Source organism: Acinetobacter sp. T_3_1 (assembly GCF_025377055.1).
Classification (GTDB): domain Bacteria; phylum Pseudomonadota; class Gammaproteobacteria; order Pseudomonadales; family Moraxellaceae; genus Acinetobacter; species Acinetobacter kookii.
Genome location: NZ_JACHVD010000002.1, coordinates 203,064 through 219,855, shown reverse-complemented (window position 1 = coordinate 219,855; position 16,792 = coordinate 203,064). Strand labels below are relative to the sequence as shown.

17 protein-coding genes and 1 pseudogene are annotated in these 16,792 nt (G+C 39.3%); 11 read left to right on the top strand and 7 right to left on the bottom strand.

All coding sequences use genetic code 11. The features are described from left to right. Positions 1 to 10: 10 nt before the first annotated feature. Entirely contained in the window at positions 11 to 709 is a 699-nt protein-coding gene (locus H4I94_RS03660) for a hypothetical protein (RefSeq protein WP_261181498.1), read from the bottom strand. Positions 710 to 1,087: 378 nt separating this feature from the next. Between H4I94_RS03660 and tssH the strand changes: the two genes are divergently transcribed. Genes tssH through H4I94_RS03630 form a run of 6 tightly spaced genes read left to right on the top strand, consistent with a single transcriptional unit; the run spans position 1,088 to position 8,514 of the window. Further along, the gene (gene tssH / locus H4I94_RS03655; RefSeq protein ID WP_261181497.1) at positions 1,088 to 3,757 is read left to right on the top strand and encodes a type VI secretion system ATPase TssH; all 2,670 of its coding nucleotides are present in this window, start codon (positions 1,088 to 1,090) and stop codon (positions 3,755 to 3,757) included. Positions 3,758 to 3,780: 23 nt separating this feature from the next. After that, complete coding sequence (tssA, locus tag H4I94_RS03650; RefSeq protein WP_261181496.1) at positions 3,781 to 4,881, top strand: type VI secretion system protein TssA; 1,101 nt, start codon at positions 3,781 to 3,783, stop codon at positions 4,879 to 4,881. A gap of 24 nt (positions 4,882 to 4,905) precedes the next feature. Beyond that, positions 4,906 to 6,270, top strand: coding sequence for a type VI secretion system baseplate subunit TssK (gene tssK / locus H4I94_RS03645; protein WP_261181495.1), 1,365 nt, complete (start codon positions 4,906 to 4,908; stop codon positions 6,268 to 6,270). 11 nt (positions 6,271 to 6,281) lie between these two features. Next, complete coding sequence (locus tag H4I94_RS03640; RefSeq protein ID WP_092818126.1) at positions 6,282 to 7,082, top strand: DotU family type IV/VI secretion system protein; 801 nt, start codon at positions 6,282 to 6,284, stop codon at positions 7,080 to 7,082. A 23-nt stretch (positions 7,083 to 7,105) separates the two neighbouring features. Next, the gene (locus tag H4I94_RS03635; protein WP_261181494.1) at positions 7,106 to 7,552 is read left to right on the top strand and encodes a hypothetical protein; all 447 of its coding nucleotides are present in this window, start codon (positions 7,106 to 7,108) and stop codon (positions 7,550 to 7,552) included. Beyond that, the gene (locus H4I94_RS03630) at positions 7,549 to 8,514 is read left to right on the top strand and encodes a M15 family metallopeptidase (protein ID WP_261181493.1); all 966 of its coding nucleotides are present in this window, start codon (positions 7,549 to 7,551) and stop codon (positions 8,512 to 8,514) included. Before H4I94_RS03635 ends, H4I94_RS03630 begins: the two co-directional genes overlap by 4 nt. A gap of 25 nt (positions 8,515 to 8,539) precedes the next feature. Here H4I94_RS03630 and H4I94_RS03625 read toward each other — a convergent pair whose 3' ends face one another. The 5 genes and pseudogenes from H4I94_RS03625 to H4I94_RS03605 all read right to left on the bottom strand — a co-directional run bounded on the left by H4I94_RS03625 (position 8,540) and on the right by H4I94_RS03605 (position 11,540). Further along, entirely contained in the window at positions 8,540 to 9,304 is a 765-nt protein-coding gene (locus H4I94_RS03625; RefSeq protein ID WP_261181492.1) for an alpha/beta fold hydrolase, read from the bottom strand. Positions 9,305 to 9,531: 227 nt separating this feature from the next. Then, positions 9,532 to 9,735: pseudogene (locus H4I94_RS03620) on the bottom strand (MBL fold metallo-hydrolase); the annotation flags it as partial. A gap of 288 nt (positions 9,736 to 10,023) precedes the next feature. Further along, positions 10,024 to 10,773: a zeta toxin gene (locus tag H4I94_RS03615; protein WP_131273712.1), complete on the bottom strand. Its 750-nt coding sequence runs from the start codon at positions 10,771 to 10,773 to the stop codon at positions 10,024 to 10,026. A gap of 4 nt (positions 10,774 to 10,777) precedes the next feature. Further along, positions 10,778 to 11,035, bottom strand: coding sequence for a hypothetical protein (locus tag H4I94_RS03610; RefSeq protein WP_261181491.1), 258 nt, complete (start codon positions 11,033 to 11,035; stop codon positions 10,778 to 10,780). Positions 11,036 to 11,174: 139 nt separating this feature from the next. Continuing rightward, positions 11,175 to 11,540, bottom strand: a complete 366-nt coding sequence (locus tag H4I94_RS03605; protein WP_092818132.1) for a hypothetical protein — start codon at positions 11,538 to 11,540, stop codon at positions 11,175 to 11,177. A 127-nt stretch (positions 11,541 to 11,667) separates the two neighbouring features. Here H4I94_RS03605 and H4I94_RS03600 point away from each other — a divergent pair, with 127 nt between their 5' ends. Continuing rightward, positions 11,668 to 12,288: a LexA family protein gene (locus tag H4I94_RS03600; protein WP_092818133.1), complete on the top strand. Its 621-nt coding sequence runs from the start codon at positions 11,668 to 11,670 to the stop codon at positions 12,286 to 12,288. Between the two features lie 121 nt (positions 12,289 to 12,409). Here the strand turns inward: H4I94_RS03600 and H4I94_RS03595 are convergent, their stop codons facing one another. Further along, positions 12,410 to 12,550 carry a hypothetical protein gene (locus tag H4I94_RS03595; RefSeq protein ID WP_165493300.1) on the bottom strand — a complete coding sequence of 47 codons (141 nt, stop codon included), beginning with the start codon at positions 12,548 to 12,550 and terminating at the stop codon, positions 12,410 to 12,412. A gap of 334 nt (positions 12,551 to 12,884) precedes the next feature. Here H4I94_RS03595 and H4I94_RS03590 point away from each other — a divergent pair, with 334 nt between their 5' ends. The 4 genes from H4I94_RS03590 (at position 12,885) to accC (ending at position 16,708) form a co-directional block, all read left to right on the top strand. Then, positions 12,885 to 14,201, top strand: a complete 1,317-nt coding sequence (locus H4I94_RS03590; RefSeq protein WP_261181490.1) for a Y-family DNA polymerase — start codon at positions 12,885 to 12,887, stop codon at positions 14,199 to 14,201. Between the two features lie 236 nt (positions 14,202 to 14,437). Beyond that, positions 14,438 to 14,893: a type II 3-dehydroquinate dehydratase gene (aroQ, locus tag H4I94_RS03585; protein ID WP_092818135.1), complete on the top strand. Its 456-nt coding sequence runs from the start codon at positions 14,438 to 14,440 to the stop codon at positions 14,891 to 14,893. A 16-nt stretch (positions 14,894 to 14,909) separates the two neighbouring features. Further along, complete coding sequence (locus H4I94_RS03580; protein WP_131273708.1) at positions 14,910 to 15,326, top strand: acetyl-CoA carboxylase biotin carboxyl carrier protein; 417 nt, start codon at positions 14,910 to 14,912, stop codon at positions 15,324 to 15,326. A gap of 17 nt (positions 15,327 to 15,343) precedes the next feature. Further along, complete coding sequence (gene accC / locus H4I94_RS03575) at positions 15,344 to 16,708, top strand: acetyl-CoA carboxylase biotin carboxylase subunit (protein WP_092818137.1); 1,365 nt, start codon at positions 15,344 to 15,346, stop codon at positions 16,706 to 16,708. The last annotated feature ends 84 nt before the right edge of the window (positions 16,709 to 16,792 follow it).

Sequence of the window (16,792 nt, the reverse complement as noted above, 5' to 3'; positions counted from 1 at the left end):
CTATCCTATTTTAGTTCTTATTAAATGAAGCAAATGGGCTTGAACCCAAAGTTATGGAGTTGTTACTTTGAAGTTTTGTGGTGGCGGTTGTATTTCGTGCAGATGCTTTTGTGACTCTGCTCTGCAAATTGACGTGACGGCTTAACGAGCTGGTTTTTCCAGCGGTACGATTCGATAAACCATTACGTTTCATCCGTTGTTTTAACCTGATCGTGTTGACAGTGACAGCTTTAGAATTGGATGTATCAGGTTCAGGTAATGCGATCTGAATATGATCAGACAATTTTTTTGCTGCAGGATACGTACTTTCCGCATTCAGATAACGCATTTCATGATTACGCATATACTGTAAATTACTTTCGGCAATCCCTACCCCGGCCAGAAAAGCAACATCAGTCAACTCTCTACGCTGAAAATTTTGTTGACGCAACTCCTCGACCCATTGCAAAGCTTTCAGATTTTTACCCATGGCTTGAAATCTTTGGGCAGCCTGAATTGATAATTCATTTTTTAATTGCATATTTTTCTTACTTTTTCTATCGCATAGTTGACGATAAATATTGAGTAAGTCTGGATCGGTTTCGTCACGAACCACAGGATAATCCTGAATGCAGGATTTTTTGAGTTCAAGAATTTTTTCGCTCGCGAAAGTGAATGGACTGACCGATAGCATGACCAGCAAAGGTACAAAAAAATTATATTTATTCAAAAGATGCCTCTAATTGTTCTAGTTATAAATGTAATTATTAGTATATGTTTAAGTAAATTAAATGATTTTAAAATTTTTAATTCATTATTTTGACTTTTTATCCATGCGCAGATTTAACAAAAAACAACCATCAAAAGTCAACAGTGATTAAATATAAAACAATACTTTTTATTGTTATTTAATGTAAAAAATACAAAAAACAGCATATATTTTTTTAATTTTATAAAAAATATGTGTATGATGTGCTCATTGCTTTTATATAAAACAATAACAAACCATTGTTTTTAAAAAATAAAAATACAAAATATAAAAAACAGGAAATTTCAGTAGATAAGTAAAAATAAAAACTGAAGTTCTTTTATAGATGTTGAGTTTGATATGAATAATTTAAAAATTTTGATTACAAAGTTATCTTCTTGTGCCCGTATAGCCCTGGAAAAATCAGCCAATAGCTGCATAGCTCAACAAAATTATGAAATTGAAATTGAACACATATTTTTAGAAATTCTACACAATCACGCAACGCATGATATTCAGCTGTTATTGGAAAACTACAAAATATCGCGCCATGAACTAATAAATGATTTAAAGAAAAGTATTACACAATTACCTAAAGGTAATACACGTACTCCTATTTTCGCAAAATCAATTGTGCGTTTATTGGAACAGGCCTGGTTATTAGCGTCGGCAGCACAAAAGCCCCAGATTCGAACGGGTCACCTCCTTGTAGCATTATTAACTGCTTCCGATCTTTATCAAATCGCTGTCCGTGCTTCTTGCTTATTTGAATTTTTTCCAATAAATCAGATGAAACATACATTTTTAGAAGTATGTACACAGAGTATTGAACAAGTATGGGAACAAAATTCCGCTTCTTCCCTAGATACCATAAAAACTGTACAGCTATCTGAACAGAGACTCAAAACACCAGCTTTAGATCAGTACACCATTGATTTAACTGAAAAGGCAAAAAAAGGTGCAATTGATCCAGTGATTGGCCGTGAGTTTGAAATTCGCTTAATGCTGGATATTTTAATGCGCCGTCGTCAAAACAATCCCATTCTAACGGGTGATCCCGGGGTCGGTAAAACTGCTGTAGTAGAAGGTTTGGCAGTTAAAATTGCCAATGATCAGGTTCCAGATGCTTTAAAAAATGTTCATTTACATATGCTGGATATGGGGCTTTTACAGGCAGGTGCCAGTGTCAAAGGTGAATTTGAAAACCGACTGAAACAGGTCATTCAGGAAGTTCAAAATTCTAGTCACCCCATTATTTTATTTATTGATGAAGCACATAGCTTAATTGGTGCAGGTGGTCAGGCTGGACAAAACGATGCAGCGAATCTACTTAAACCAGCGCTTGCACGTGGTGAATTACGTACCATTGCAGCTACAACTTGGACTGAATATAAACAGTTTTTCGAAAAAGATGCGGCCCTGAGCCGTCGCTTTCAGGTGGTTAAGGTGGAAGAACCCACAGAGGCAGTGGCAATTGATATGCTTCGCGCCATGATTCCTGTAATGACCCAACATTTTAATGTACAAATTGATGATGAAGCCATTGTCACAGCAGTACATAGTTCTCATCGATATATCAGTGGGCGTCAACTTCCAGATAAAGCCATCAGTGTGCTGGATACGGCAGCTGCCCGAGTGGCTTTAACTCAAAATGCCCAGCCTGTTAAGTTAGATCAGTTACAGGCACAATGGCATAACCTGAATCTGGAACAGGATATCTTGGAAAAAGAACAGCAAAATATGCCTATTCATCATGAGCGAATCTTGCAGTTAAAAGCAGAAATTTCTGAATTAGCCGGGAAAATCAGTGATACGCAAGCCCAGTGGCAAAATGAACTGCAACTGGTAAACAGGATTAAAGAACGAGAACAACAAAATGTTACAAGTCAGTCACATACAGATATTGCTCAATATCGTGAAGCACTGGCTCAGCTTCAAGGCACAACTCCGCTTGTTTTTGAACGGGTAAATGCGCAGATGATTCATGAAATTATTTCTGACTGGACCGGAATTCCTGTAGGAAAAATGGCCAATGATGAAATTAAGCAAATTTTGACTTTAAAAGATAAGCTTTCTTTGAGAGTTATGGGTCAGGAGGATGCCTTAAACCAGCTGGTTCAGGGGATCAAAACCTCTAAAGCAAAACTGGGAGATCCGAATAAACCTCAGGGCGTATTTTTAATGGTCGGTCCAAGCGGTGTCGGTAAAACAGAAACAGCTTTGGCACTTGCTAATGAATTATATGGTGGAGAATCTCATCTAATTACTATTAACATGTCTGAATACCAGGAAGCTCATACGGTTTCTGCATTGAAAGGTGCTCCTCCCGGCTATGTGGGATATGGTCAAGGCGGGATTCTAACTGAAGCAGTACGACGAAATCCTTATAGTGTGGTCTTGCTCGATGAGATTGAAAAGGCACATGGCGATGTCCAGGAATTGTTTTATCAGGTCTTTGATAAAGGCATGCTTGAAGATGGCGAAGGTCGTTTAATTGATTTTAAAAATACCACGATCCTGTTGACGTCCAATGTCGGCTCCAATGTCATTATGCAAGCCTGCTTAAACTCTACAGTGGAGACCTGGCCCACAGCAGAACAATTAACAGAACACTTAAAGCCAAGTTTATATCAACATTTTAAACCAGCATTTTTAGGTCGTATGCGTATTGTGCCGTACTTACCTCTGCATGATGAATTACTGCTACGCATCATCAGACATAAATTGGACAAAATTACTGCACGTCTAGAACAACAATACACCACTACAGTTAGCTATAGTGAAGGCTTGATTGAACTATTGCTCAGCCGTTGTACCGAAGTTGATAGTGGTGCACGTAATGTGGATAACATCCTCAATTCATCAATATTGCCAGCTTTGGCCACACAAATTTTGCTCGGTTTGGCGGAACAAAAAATACCACGACACATCTTGATAGATGTTCAAGAGGATGACATATCTTATCAAATCGATCCGGTAATCAAAGCCGTAAAAAAACGTAATAAAAAGCTCCGTTTTAATGAAGCATAATTAAAAAAACCAGAAGGCAAAACATGAGTTTAGAACTAGAAAAATTATTAAGAGCAATTTCAGAAGCCGTCCCATGCGGGATGGATTGTTCTTTTTCCAATGAGTTTCATGCCATTAAAAAAGCACGAACTCAGGATGATTTACTTTTAGAACAAGGTGATTGGATTGCAGAACCGAAACTAGCCGATTGGAGTTTTGTAAATGAAAAATCCACTGAACTACTGACGGAAAAAACGAAAGATATTCGGTTATATACCTGGCTCGTTGAAGCCTGGTCCCATCTGTACGGGTTTGACGGAGTAGCCAAAGGTTTAGAATTAACCCAACGTAGCTTAAGCAATTTCTGGTTATTTTTATACCCGAAAATTGAAGAGGATGATTTAGATCAACGTCTGGGCCTGTTGCAAGGACTGATTAATCAACTGCCCAAGTTGATTAAGAATATACCCATGATAAATATTTCACCTTTTTATTCTTTAATTGACTATGAGGGTTTATTACATCAACAGAATTTACACCGTATGCATAGCGAAGAAAACAGCGATGTTGATCCTGCTGCCACACTGGAGCAATTGGAACAGGCATTATTAAGCACACCAAAATCTTTGCAATATCAAAATTATCAGGCTTTTTTAGAAATTTTGAATCAGTGGAATATTTTAAAGGAAGTGTTAGATAGCTTAATGGGTTTGGATGCTCCAAGTTTTGCAGCTATTGACGCTCAACTGGAATCTATTCATGGCAGCCTGAAAAAGGTTTACAAAACAGATGCTTTGGGTTCAGTACTCATGACGGGTCCATCAACTTCTATAACTGGCATGATCGCTTCACCTAAAACCTTACACACAGCAATTGATCCCACAATAGCCATAACCAGTGCACAAAAATTTCAGCCACACGCGCAGAGTCATTTAGCAAATCGTGAACAAGCCATGCAGCTTTTACAAGATATTTCCGATTATTTCCAGATGAATGAACCGCATAGTCCAGTCAGCTATCTGCTACAAAAAACGATTAAATGGAGTCAGATGCCTTTACACGAATGGCTGAGTCAGGTGATTAAAAACGACAATCCTTTAGAAACAGTACATGAACTTTTGGGTGTGCAAAAACAATCCTCATAACACAAATAATAATGAGTAAATTTAATGTTTAAAGCAGAAAAAATTCTTTGGGGCGAAGGCTTATTTTTACGTCCACAACATTTTCAGTTACAAGATGCCTATCATGAACAGCGCTTGAATCACACCATCCGTTCTACCATTCCGTTTGCTTATGGCATTCAATCTATTCAATTTGATGAGGTGCAATTAAGTACTCATGTTCTGGCTTTAGAAAAAGTGGACATGCTTTGGCAAGATGGCGAAATTTACCAGGCACCGGCACGTGACTTATTACCAGAGCCCATTCAACTGGATGATTTAAATTTACGGGGAGAGATGACAGTCTATTTGGCCTTGCCGATGATTCAGCCCAATAAACGAAATGTCTCTTTTGAGGAAAGTAGCCAGCCTAGCCGTTATCACTCACACTTTACTGAAACGCATGATTTATTTACCGATGCTACAGCCGCAGATATTACTTTATTAAGACGCCGTGCAGAATTTAAATTACTCGAATCTGGCACAGACCCCAATCATGACCTGGATGGATTTCTGTATTTAGCAGTAGCAAAAGTTAAACGGCAAAGTTCGGAAAATTTTGAATTTGATTGCAAGTTTATTCCACCGATCTTGCATATTGAGGCATCTGCGAGCCTGATGTCAGGTTTAAAACGTAGCCTGAATATCATTAAAGCGAAAATTAAGGCCATTCAAAGCAACAATCGTGAAAATGAGCAAAAACTCATAGAGTTCCGTTCCGGTGATATTGTTTCTTTCTGGCTAGTGAATGCCTTAAACACCGCACATGCCTCCCTGAATCATCTTTTACAATATCCACATATTCATCCTGAACGATTGTTTTTTGAATTACTGCGTTTAACTGGATCACTGCTGACCTTTTCTACAGCCTATGCAGTGGATCAGTTACCTCATTATAAACATCATCATTTACAGGAAAGCTTTTCACAGCTCGATGCCATTCTGCGCGATTTACTCGATACCATTATTTCAAATCGCTATATCAGCATTGCCTTAAAAGAGGCACGTCCCTCCTATTGGATTGGAAGTCTGGAATCCGACAAAATTACGCGTGACACGCGACTGTATATTGCCGTTTCGAGTGGTCTAATGCAAAGCCATGAGCTGGTTCATTTGGTACCCCTTCGTTTTAAAGTAGGTAATTCTGTGGATGTCGAACAGCGTGTTGTAGCTGCCCTTCCCGTCATTCCATTACATCATCTCATGCAGGTTCCCACTGCAATTCCAGTACGTTCTGGTGTCAGTTATTTTGAAGTTGAGCCTAACAATGAATTATATCAACGCATGTTGGATGCTGAATCCATGTGTATTTATATCCCAGCCGGCTTTCAGGATATTTCGGTTGATGTCATTGCAGTGATGAATAGCTAAGGAATCCGTATATGAATAATCAAGTGCCTTCACTATTTGAGAATGATCAAACGGGTTGGAGTTTAGACTCAACGACAACTCCATCTAAAGTCACGAGTGCAACAAATCTTGTTGATTTATTACATGAGGGTTTCTATGTGATTTTTCTATTGAAGAATCAATATATTCCAGTCAATCCAGATGAGTTTCGGGAGAAAATTTTAACCCTGTTAAATCATTTTGAGAATCAGGCGCGAAAACTGCACTTTTCAGCAGCGGATATTCATGATGCAAAATATGCTTATTGCGCATTGCTCGATGAAACCATTATAACTCAACAAGATGTACAATTTTTTGATTTACAGAACTACTGGATGGTCAGCCCTTTACAGTTAAGCCTTTTTGGCTCGCAACTTGCTGGCTATCGTTTTTTTGAAATTCTGGAATCACTACGTAGTCTGGGTAAAGAACGTCTCGCAGCCCTAGAAGTCTTTCATTACTGCATGCTACTTGGCTTTCATGGCAAATTTCGAATTGAATCCCTACAAAGTTTGAATCACCTGGTGGCTCGGGTTGGCGATGAAATTGATTTCTTAAAAGGCAAAAAAACAGCTTTTTCGCCCTTTTCTGCTTTGCCTGACCAAATTAGGCATGTCATTCATCGAGAATTACCTTTTTTCTGGATTTTAATCTTTTTGGCATTTTTTACTTTAATATCATTTGCATGCTTGAATTTTATGCTTTTAAATCAAAATCATAAATCATTATCTATTTATCAGAACATTATCATTCAGCCCGCCGAGCAAGCCTATATCACCATTCATTTACCCTAAAATTTAAAAAAGAAAATTTGAACATGTCCGCCCTAACACCAAAATTTTTAAGAATATTTCAGCCTGCAAAAGAGCCACATCGTTTAGCCGTTCCCTCTAGACGTTCAGGATTTTGTTCTGGCGATATTTTAAATGCTACTGTGGGTTATATTTATTTAAACAGTTTAGATCATCAGAAAATTCAAGGTCATTCTGTATTTAGCAGTATGGATCTGTCCAGGCAAGAGGTTTTAGAATATAAGAAAAATAGGGACCAAACATACTCATCCCATAATAACAGTGTGGCTCAAATGGCGACAAAAAGTATAATCGCCACCTCTATCGCAAAAATAAGACTTGTGAATCAACCCGTCAGCTCTAGAAAAAATCCGGCAAAAGATTTTGAACCGGAGGAATTGTCACAAGCTGCTATAAAAATTTCTGAGGCTAAAACACTCTTCATACTCGCAGAAACCGCCGTATCTCCATGACGATTACTATTTTTACTGGTTTTATTATATTGGCGTGCAGTCTGGCCTGGTTATTTTCCTCTGATTTACGCCTTAAAGCACAAGACTTTTTTTTCGTTCTTATTCTGCAAAGTAAGAAACAATTCTATTCTGCCCGGGAATTTGCTCAGCAGTTCAATGATGCAGCTGCACCTAAACAACTCCAGTCATATTGGCATTTACAACAATGGTGGATACTGGTTGCGGGTCTTTCACTATTTTCCAGCATCTTGATTTTTGCTTTTACCCGTCCCGTAACTCCCACTAAAATTGAAACAGATTATTTAAGGTCAGTTGATCCTCAAATTTATGCATTGCTCGATGGGCAAATACTTGCACCGCCTCCTGAAGTAGAACAATCCTTGATTGAAGAAGCCATTATTTCTGCACGTCATATTGAGGCTAGTCAGTTCAGTGTTCAGGCAAAAACATTTAACTCCAATATAGAAAGTTTAGCGACTTCACATTTACATGGTGATCTCGTATCCGCCGATCGTAAATGGCATAAAATGAATCCACGTTATAAACAACGTTTATTGATGGTATTTAAAATCATGCAACAACGTTATGGCTATGAAATGGTTTTACTAGAAGGTTACCGTAGTCCAGAGCGCCAGAATGCCTTGGCTGGCAACAGTCATATTACCCGTGCCAAAGGCTTTCAAAGTTATCACCAATTTGGCCTGGCTGCCGATATTGCATTTAAACGGAATGGTAAAGTGGTTATTTCAGAACGTGATCCTTGGGCAATGCAAGGTTATCGGTTATATGGAACAGTTGCAGAATCAGTCGGTTTAACTTGGGGTGGCCGTTGGACATCCATTCAAGATTATGGTCATAGTGAGTATCGTATGCCCGGACTCAAAAAAACAGCCGCAATGGCTGAACAGTTAACTGCGGACAGTCAACTGTTGGCCAATCATCTACATGACGCTTTTGAATAACAGCAAATCTATTTGATATCTAAACTTAATTTAGATATTGATTCATTTCATCCAGAACCTGTTGCGTTTTTTCAGCGTGCAGCCAGTGTCCCGCATCTTCTATCACTGCTATTTTGGCATGGGGAAATTGCTGCTGGATTGCAGCAAAATGCTCATCCTTGCTTATATAGGCGGATTTTCCCCCGCGAATAAACAGGGCCTCTTTTGGCCATGGCTGGATCGTCTTCCAATTCAGGATTTCTGAATAATGATGGAATAAAGCATCGACATTAAATAACCATTGTCCCTTATTAAAGGATTTCATTAGAAATTGGATCACCATTTCTTCATGTAAATACTCACGCATAATTTGGGTCGCCTGTTGCCGACTTTCAATCTGGGCATTTTTGACGGCAAATAAAGCTTTAAAAATTTGCTCATGATGACTTTCCTGATAGGCAAATGGTGCCATATCCAGAACAATCAATTGTTCTAATCGCTGCCCTGCCTGACTTGCCAATTGCATGGCAATTTTTCCACCCATGGAATGACCAATAGCAGAAAATTTTTGAATATTTAAAGAATCTAGTGTTTCCAGAATATCTGCTGCCATGACAGCATAATTCATTTCTGTTGCATGTGCTGAATGACCATGATTGCGGACATCAATTTGAATGACTGAATGAAAGTCATAATATGCACGTGCCAGCATGCCTAAATTAGTTAAACTGCCAAAGAGACCATGAATAAATACCAGCGTATTTTTTGCTGTAGCGACTTCGTTAAGATGTATTTGGTGATTTAAAATCATGGACGTTTTTCATTACTTTTTAGATGAAATTATTTTTGAGTAAATCAGGAATTTAATCAACTGCCAATTTTTTAAAATATTTTTTTGCTTAGGCTATTTATGGAGGTAAAAAATGAGTAATTTGTGTTGTTTGGGCAAGCAGTTCAAAAGAACATTGAAGTAAAATTTTAAGATGACAAAATCAGGCTCAATGTTCTTTTTAAGCCTAATGTTTACTCTAAATTTAATTATTTAAAATAATTCAGAGGCAATTTTAAATAGCGGATACCGTTGGCTTCAGGTGCAGGCAACCGCCCTCCATCCATATTGATTTGAATTGCAGGTAAAATCAGTTTAGGCATGGACAAAGTCGCATCACGGCGGTTACGCATCTCAACAAAACCCGTTTTTGTTGTATTTTCATTTAGGAAAATATTTCTTGTATAGCGCGTTATTCTTTTCTAACTTGAGGTTAATAATCGTGACAACATGACAAAGAAAAAACCCGGAGTTGATTATTCAACTGATAAATTTTTGAATGGAGTTGAATCAAGTAACTGTACTGCCCTTTTATAAGAATTACACAATAATTGGTATGGAAATAAACTTCAAAAAGTCATTTTGCTTAGGCTATTTTAATGTGCATACTCTATGATTAAATCAGCCTGCATTGTTTTTCTTGTTGCTGACGGCGCATCATAATCCACTATATTGTCATACCTGCTCTGGATCATTTTTTATTATTCTATAAATTCTTTGAGTACTTTTTCTGCAAACCACCACGGTAACTGTTGAACTTCCGGATTCATTTTCAATGTTTCGGCCGATTCAATTTCAGCAATAAAAGCCGCTTTTTCACCGTTAGAAGAGTTATCAAACAAATAGGTACGATCACTGGCATCAATCGCCTGCATAAGCAAATCCATACTGCGGTAATAACGCTCCACAATCTTTTGCTCTGGAACAGAATGTCCACCCACACTCACCCGGTATTTCACCCGCGCAATATTAATTCGTGGGTCAACCGTAGAAACATAATATAAATAGGTTTTAAAACCCTGCAGCTGCGCTTGTTGTAAAAACTCAACCTTAGAGATATGCGACATTACCGTTTCAAAGGTAAAACTGATTTTTAAGCGCAAAAATTCCAGGCGGATATAGTCAATAATCCGTGCACAAAGATAAGAATCGATTTCGGATTCATGAAACTGGATATTCGATTCATCAACTACCCAAGGCTCTTGTTGCAGTAAAGGAATGAGTTGCCCGGATTGAGGGCGTTTTTTCTGCTTAAGGAAAGCAATCAAAGCTTGGGCCGTTAATGCGGGATGATAGGTCTTTAAATCCAGGCGTTGACTCAAGCGAAGATTCTGTTCCAGTTCATCGGCATTTAAATAAGCCCCAATATGATGGGGCAATAAATATTCCTTGACTGTGCTCTTTCCAGACCCATTCGGACCGGCAAACATCCTTATTCTTGGTGGAGGCATTCAGTTATACAGCTGCCTCTTGTTTTCTCTTGCGTTTTAAAACTTTAGGAAGATCATTCACATTTGTATATGCCTGATGCAAGTCCGCAATCACGGTTTCCTGTCCATTTACTTCGCGTTGTAACAGTTGCTGTTCTTTTGCATACACGACCGTTGCTGCCGTACATGCTTTGTTAAAGGCATGACGGAAAGCATGTATGGCAAGTTTAGGAATCATCTCATCCTCATATTTGCCTGCTTTCATGATGGTATAAGCTGTCATGGAACAACTCCCGTTACACAAGGTGTATTTGCTTATTATATTAACATAGCCGCAATAATTGTCTATAAATACACCAACATAGAAATGTAACGCTTTGCAGTGAATCTGATCCGAAACTACTGATTCAGCGGCTCATGCATCATTGATCTTCTTTCCACACATCTTCATAGTCTTCACGATCAATCATAAAACGGAAACCTTCAGCCAAAGCCAGGTATGGGAGCGCTTCAGGTAAAATATCCTGTAACTCGCGAACCGTCATGGTCTGGAAAAAGTCTTCTCCTTCTTCCAGCTCGCCACCGTAAATAAACCAGCCAATATTTTCATCTGTTTCAGGCTTTTTACGAATCCCGACAATGGGTTCTTTATTTAAGGTTTGAACTGCAACGGCGACAACATCATCACCACTGACCTGGATATAGGCAGAATCAAATTCTTCACACAATAACTTTTGTTCTGCAATCAGTTCTTCTAAGGGTGAAAGTTGTGGGGATTTTTTTGACATTGCATTTCTCTGGCATATAAAACCGAATAGCGACAGTTTAACTTAGAACGATTTAGCATGGCTAAACTTTTTATTTGCAGGATTTTTTGTTAAACTTGAAAAAGTTACAAAATCAAAAAAGATTAAAATGAAACTTCAAGATACAACAGAATTCGCAAGCAGCACTGGGCATGGTCACGGCGGTAGACGTAAAAATTCCGGCCGCAAAACCCAGTATCAGGAAAAAACCGTGGTGATGCGCGTACCCGAGTCTAAAGTATCTGAAATCAAGGCATGGTTAAAGCCCAAACCTGCCGATGACCGTAGTCAAAAGATCGAACTGCATCCTATACAGATTCAAACCCGACTCGATATTCCCTATCCGCTGGAATCGGTTGCTGCCGGTTTTCCCTCTCCGGCTCAGGATTACACTGAAGATGTCATCGATTTGAACCAATACCTGGTGCATAACCCCTCAAGTACTTTTGTATTACGGGTCAATTCATTGTCGATGAAAAATGCAGGCATAGACATTGATGACCAGATTCTAATTGACCGTAGCTTGAAACCAGAACACGGCGATATCGTTTTGGCCTTAATCAATAATGAATTTACCGTTAAACGGCTGATGAAAGAGAAACAGAAAAATGGGGAACTGAAAATCTGGCTAAAAGCAGAAAACCCTGAATACCCGGATATTTATTTACGCAGCGAAGAACAGCTGACGATCTGGGGTGTAGTGACCTGTATTTTAAAAAAATTACGCTAATAAATTTTATGAGTGGGTATATAACCGGAACAGATCAAAATTTTACTTTTAACATAAATAGACAGATAAAAGCCCCAAGTAAACTTGAGGCTTCATCATAAATCCTAAGCAAGCTTTAGGATTATTTTTGCTGTTGAGGGTTTTTTTGCTGCTGTTGGCGTTGATTGCCCTGGTTTTGCTGACGTTGATTGTCTTGCTGCTGCTGTTGCTGTTGATGCTTTTGATTTTCGCTTTGCTGATTCGATTGTTGTTGATTAGCCATTTTCATATCCATCCTTTCGATTGATTACTAGCGTGGAGTGCTAGGGATATGCCGTATGTATTACGACTCTTATTAATCTAGCGGATATTTCCCGTTAACCAACCCGCAAACTGTATCGACTTAATTCATTGTAATGATCAAAATATTAATTTACTGATTTTTAGTGCATCGACAAATCTCATCTTTACGCTATTAACGCTAATTACACTGAACCTTACATGCTGCTCAAGCTCTTTATCGAATGGACTCTTGATTCTCTGCATTTTTAAAATTTGAAATTTATAAACGATTTTATTATCCTTACTTGAAAACGTTACAATTTTAAGAACAAAAAATGAACCAGAAACTTTTTGCCTTAATTGATATCAATAATTGCTATGTCAGCTGTGAACGGGTATTTAATCCCCTTCTAAATGGCCAGCCTGTGGTTGTACTCTCCAACAACGACGGCTGTGTGGTTTCCCGAAGTAATGAAGCCAAGGCCTTAAATATCGGCATGGCCGTGCCTTGGTATGAGGTCGAGCAACAGGCTTTGGCAGCAGGTGTAAAAGTATTTTCCAGTAATTACGCTTTATATGCAGATATGTCACGGCGCTTTTTTTCGATTCTAGAACAGCATTTCCATCCGGATGACCTGGAACCTTATTCGATTGATGAGTGCTTTATCCAGCTCGGCAGTTATGCAGAATATTTTGATGTAGAGCAATATTGCCGGGATTTAATTCAGCGCATTGAGCAATGGTTGGGTTTGCCTTGCTGCATAGGCGTTGGCACAACCAAGACCCTAGCCAAACTGGCCAATTATTTTGCAAAGAAAAGAAGCGGCTTTCAGTCGCTCTGTTATTTACCGCATGTAGATTTATGCAGTTATGAAAGCCTGCTCTTAGAGACACCGGCTAGCGAGATTTGGGGGATTGGTCGTAAAATCAGCAAACAGCTTCAAGACTATGAAATTTATAGTTGCTATGACTTAACTTTTGCCAATGAACATCATCTTGGCAAACAATTTTCGGTGATGATTGCACGGACGATTCGTGAACTAAAAGGTCAATCGTGTATTGCGCTCAATGACCCTGCAACACCGGCAAAAAACATCCTTTCATCACGAAGTTTTGCTTCTGCATTAACAGAAAAATCAATCATCAAACAGGCGGTCATTTTTCATGTCAACCGTGCCCATAAACGCTTAACCCAACAGCGACAACTTTGTGCCTGCATACATGTTTCACTCTATGAAAAAATATCCGTCCCACCCTATAAAAAGAAGCTTTCTTATGCGCTAGGCCTGGAATATGCAAGCGATGACTTACTTGCCTTAAATGGCGCAGCATTAAAGCAAATAGATGTTTTATTTAAAGAAAACAAGAAATATATTAAAGTTGAAATCATGTTGAGTGCCTTGCATATTAAACAGCACTATATTCATGACTTATGGCAACCTTTAGCCCTGATTCAACAACGGGATAATTTAATGAACACCCTGTTGAAAATGCAACAACGCTATGGCTCGGATTGTATTCAGGTAGGCTATCATTCTGCCAATCCGGCCTGGCAGATGAAACAGCAGCACCGCTCTCCACGCTACACCACCTGCTGGAAGGAACTGCTTACAATTCATGACTCTGCCCTGACTGTTACACAAAATAAATGAACTGTTTTGGTCAATTTAGCTTACAATGTAAGAAATAGTAATAATTATAAAAAATGTCATTTTTTAACATTGCCAATTACCTGCAAAGTTCTCATTATATAGCTCAGTTCTGACACATAGCTCTCGTATCAATTTAAACAACTTATAATAGAAATACGGGAATATATGCCATAATACGCAAACTTTGCTGACATCTTGCAAGGTATATTTGCAAACTTATAATTGGAGCAAGCTGAATGAGCTTAACCATTTTGGTTATTCATGGACCGAATCTAAATTTACTCGGTATGCGTGAACCTGAGGTTTATGGAAACCTTACTCTAGACAATATAAATCAAAAGCTCATCGCTCAAGCTCAAAATGCATCTCTTTCCCTAGATACTTTTCAAAGCAACTGGGAAGGTGCAATTGTCGACCGAATTCATCAGGCACAAAAAGAAGGCGTTCAATTCATCATTATCAATCCTGCAGCTTTAACCCATACCTCTGTTGCAGTCCGTGATGCGCTTCTTGGTGTTGCCATTCCCTTTATTGAAGTTCATTTGTCCAATGTACACGCACGTGAAGCATTCCGACATCATTCATATTTATCCGATAAAGCCGTTGGCGTGATTTGTGGTTTAGGTGCAAAAGGTTATAGCGCTGCACTGGACTTCGCCATCGATAAAATTCAACTCTCTACGCAATCATAATTAGGAATACTGTCTCATGGATATCCGTAAAATCAAGAAACTCATCGACCTGATGATTGAATCTGACTTACAAGCGATCGAAGTTAAAGAAGGTGATCAATCCATCGCCCTCACCCGTCGCAATCCTGTGGTAGCAGCAGCTGTTCCTGCAATGCCTGCAGCTGCACCTGCCGCACCTGCTGCAAAAACACCGCGCGGCGCAGTTGAAACTTCTCCTATGGTTGGTGTGTTCTATGCAGCACCAAACCCGGGTGAAGCACCATTCGTCAAAGTGGGCCAAACCGTTTCTGCAGGCGAAACCCTAGGTATTATTGAAGCCATGAAAATCATGAACCCGATTGAAGCGACTCAAAGTGGCGTGATTGAAGAAATTCTGGTGAAAAATGGTGAAGTAATTCAATTCGGTCAACCATTGTTCCGCTATCGCGCCTAAAACCACGGGGACTCACAATGTTGCAAAAAGTTTTAATTGCAAACCGGGGTGAAATTGCTTTACGCATTACCCGAGCTTGCAGAACTTTAGGAATTAAAACCGTAGGTATTTATTCCGATGCCGATAAAGACCTGATGCATTTACGCTTTTGTGATGAAGCCGTATGTATCGGTCCGGGCGCAAGTAGCGAAAGCTATTTAAACATCCCGGCAATTATTACTGCTGCTGAAATTACCGGTGCAGATGCCATCCATCCTGGTTATGGCTTTTTGTCGGAAAATGCCGAGTTTGCAGAAATTGTTGAAAATTCTGGTTTTATCTTTATTGGTCCACGTCCAGAACATATTCGCTTAATGGGGAACAAAGTTTCCGCCATTATTGCCATGAAAAAAGCCGGTGTACCAACCGTACCGGGCTGTGACCATGCAGTGACTATTCACAATGCTCTTGCAGAAGCCAAAGAAATTGGCTTTCCACTGATTGTTAAAGCCGCTTCCGGTGGTGGTGGTCGTGGTATGCGTATTGTTGAACGTGTCGACACCCTGCTTGAGTCGGTTCAGGCGGCACAGCGTGATGCTGAAATGTGGTTTGGTGATGATACGGTTTATATGGAACGCTTCCTGCAAAAACCGCGTCACGTCGAAGTTCAGGTTTTGGCAGATGGTAATGGCCATGCCATTCACTTGTATGATCGTGACTGCTCACTACAGCGTCGCCATCAAAAAGTACTGGAAGAAGCTCCTGCTCCGGGTTTACCTGAAGAAGCACGTGCTGAAATTTTAGAAGCCTGCGTTAATGCATGTAAACTCATGCAATACCGTGGTGCCGGTACATTCGAATTCCTGTTTGAAGATGGTGAATTCTTCTTCATTGAAATGAATACCCGTGTTCAGGTTGAACATCCGGTAACCGAAATGGTGACGGGTATCGATATCATTGAGCAACAATTACGTATTGCTGGCGGTCTCGGTCTTGAAATCCAACAAGATCAAGTGGAAGTACGTGGTCATGCCATAGAATGTCGTATCAATGCGGAAGATCCAACTACATTCCTTCCATCTCCGGGCAAAATTGAAAATTATTATGCCCCAGGTGGTGCCGGTATCCGTATGGATTCGCATATTTACCCAGGCTACAGCATTCCACCTTACTATGATTCAATGATTGCAAAACTCATTGCCCATGGTAAAGATCGTGAAACGACTATTGCCCGCATGAAACAGGCATTAGAAGAAACCATCCTGACTGGAGTTAAAACCAACATTCCTTTGCATAGGGATTTAATTCTGGAAGATGAGAATTTCTGTAAAGAAGCGATGGATATTCATTATCTGGAAAAACACTTGTTGAAAAAGCTGGAAGCTTATCAAGAAGCATCTTAAATAAAGCATTAAGACTAAAAAACCGCTCTTTATGAGCGGTTTTTTATATTTATGAGCATATATTTATAAAATCATGAACAATGA

What these genes read in the sequence shown, in the direction of transcription:
- tssH (WP_261181497.1), top strand. Translation starts at nt 1,088, where the DNA reads ATGAATAATTTAAAAATTTTGATTACAAAGTTATCTTCTTGTGCCCGT.
- tssA (WP_261181496.1), top strand. Translation starts at nt 3,781, where the DNA reads ATGAGTTTAGAACTAGAAAAATTATTAAGAGCAATTTCAGAAGCCGTC.
- tssK (WP_261181495.1), top strand. Translation starts at nt 4,906, where the DNA reads ATGTTTAAAGCAGAAAAAATTCTTTGGGGCGAAGGCTTATTTTTACGT.
- H4I94_RS03640 (WP_092818126.1), top strand. Translation starts at nt 6,282, where the DNA reads ATGAATAATCAAGTGCCTTCACTATTTGAGAATGATCAAACGGGTTGG.
- H4I94_RS03635 (WP_261181494.1), top strand. Translation starts at nt 7,106, where the DNA reads ATGTCCGCCCTAACACCAAAATTTTTAAGAATATTTCAGCCTGCAAAA.
- H4I94_RS03630 (WP_261181493.1), top strand. Translation starts at nt 7,549, where the DNA reads ATGACGATTACTATTTTTACTGGTTTTATTATATTGGCGTGCAGTCTG.
- H4I94_RS03625 (WP_261181492.1), bottom strand. Translation starts at nt 9,304, where the DNA reads ATGATTTTAAATCACCAAATACATCTTAACGAAGTCGCTACAGCAAAA.
- H4I94_RS03615 (WP_131273712.1), bottom strand. Translation starts at nt 10,773, where the DNA reads ATGCCTCCACCAAGAATAAGGATGTTTGCCGGTCCGAATGGGTCTGGA.
- H4I94_RS03610 (WP_261181491.1), bottom strand. Translation starts at nt 11,035, where the DNA reads ATGACAGCTTATACCATCATGAAAGCAGGCAAATATGAGGATGAGATG.
- H4I94_RS03605 (WP_092818132.1), bottom strand. Translation starts at nt 11,540, where the DNA reads ATGTCAAAAAAATCCCCACAACTTTCACCCTTAGAAGAACTGATTGCA.
- H4I94_RS03600 (WP_092818133.1), top strand. Translation starts at nt 11,668, where the DNA reads ATGAAACTTCAAGATACAACAGAATTCGCAAGCAGCACTGGGCATGGT.
- H4I94_RS03595 (WP_165493300.1), bottom strand. Translation starts at nt 12,550, where the DNA reads ATGGCTAATCAACAACAATCGAATCAGCAAAGCGAAAATCAAAAGCAT.
- H4I94_RS03590 (WP_261181490.1), top strand. Translation starts at nt 12,885, where the DNA reads ATGAACCAGAAACTTTTTGCCTTAATTGATATCAATAATTGCTATGTC.
- aroQ (WP_092818135.1), top strand. Translation starts at nt 14,438, where the DNA reads ATGAGCTTAACCATTTTGGTTATTCATGGACCGAATCTAAATTTACTC.
- H4I94_RS03580 (WP_131273708.1), top strand. Translation starts at nt 14,910, where the DNA reads ATGGATATCCGTAAAATCAAGAAACTCATCGACCTGATGATTGAATCT.
- accC (WP_092818137.1), top strand. Translation starts at nt 15,344, where the DNA reads ATGTTGCAAAAAGTTTTAATTGCAAACCGGGGTGAAATTGCTTTACGC.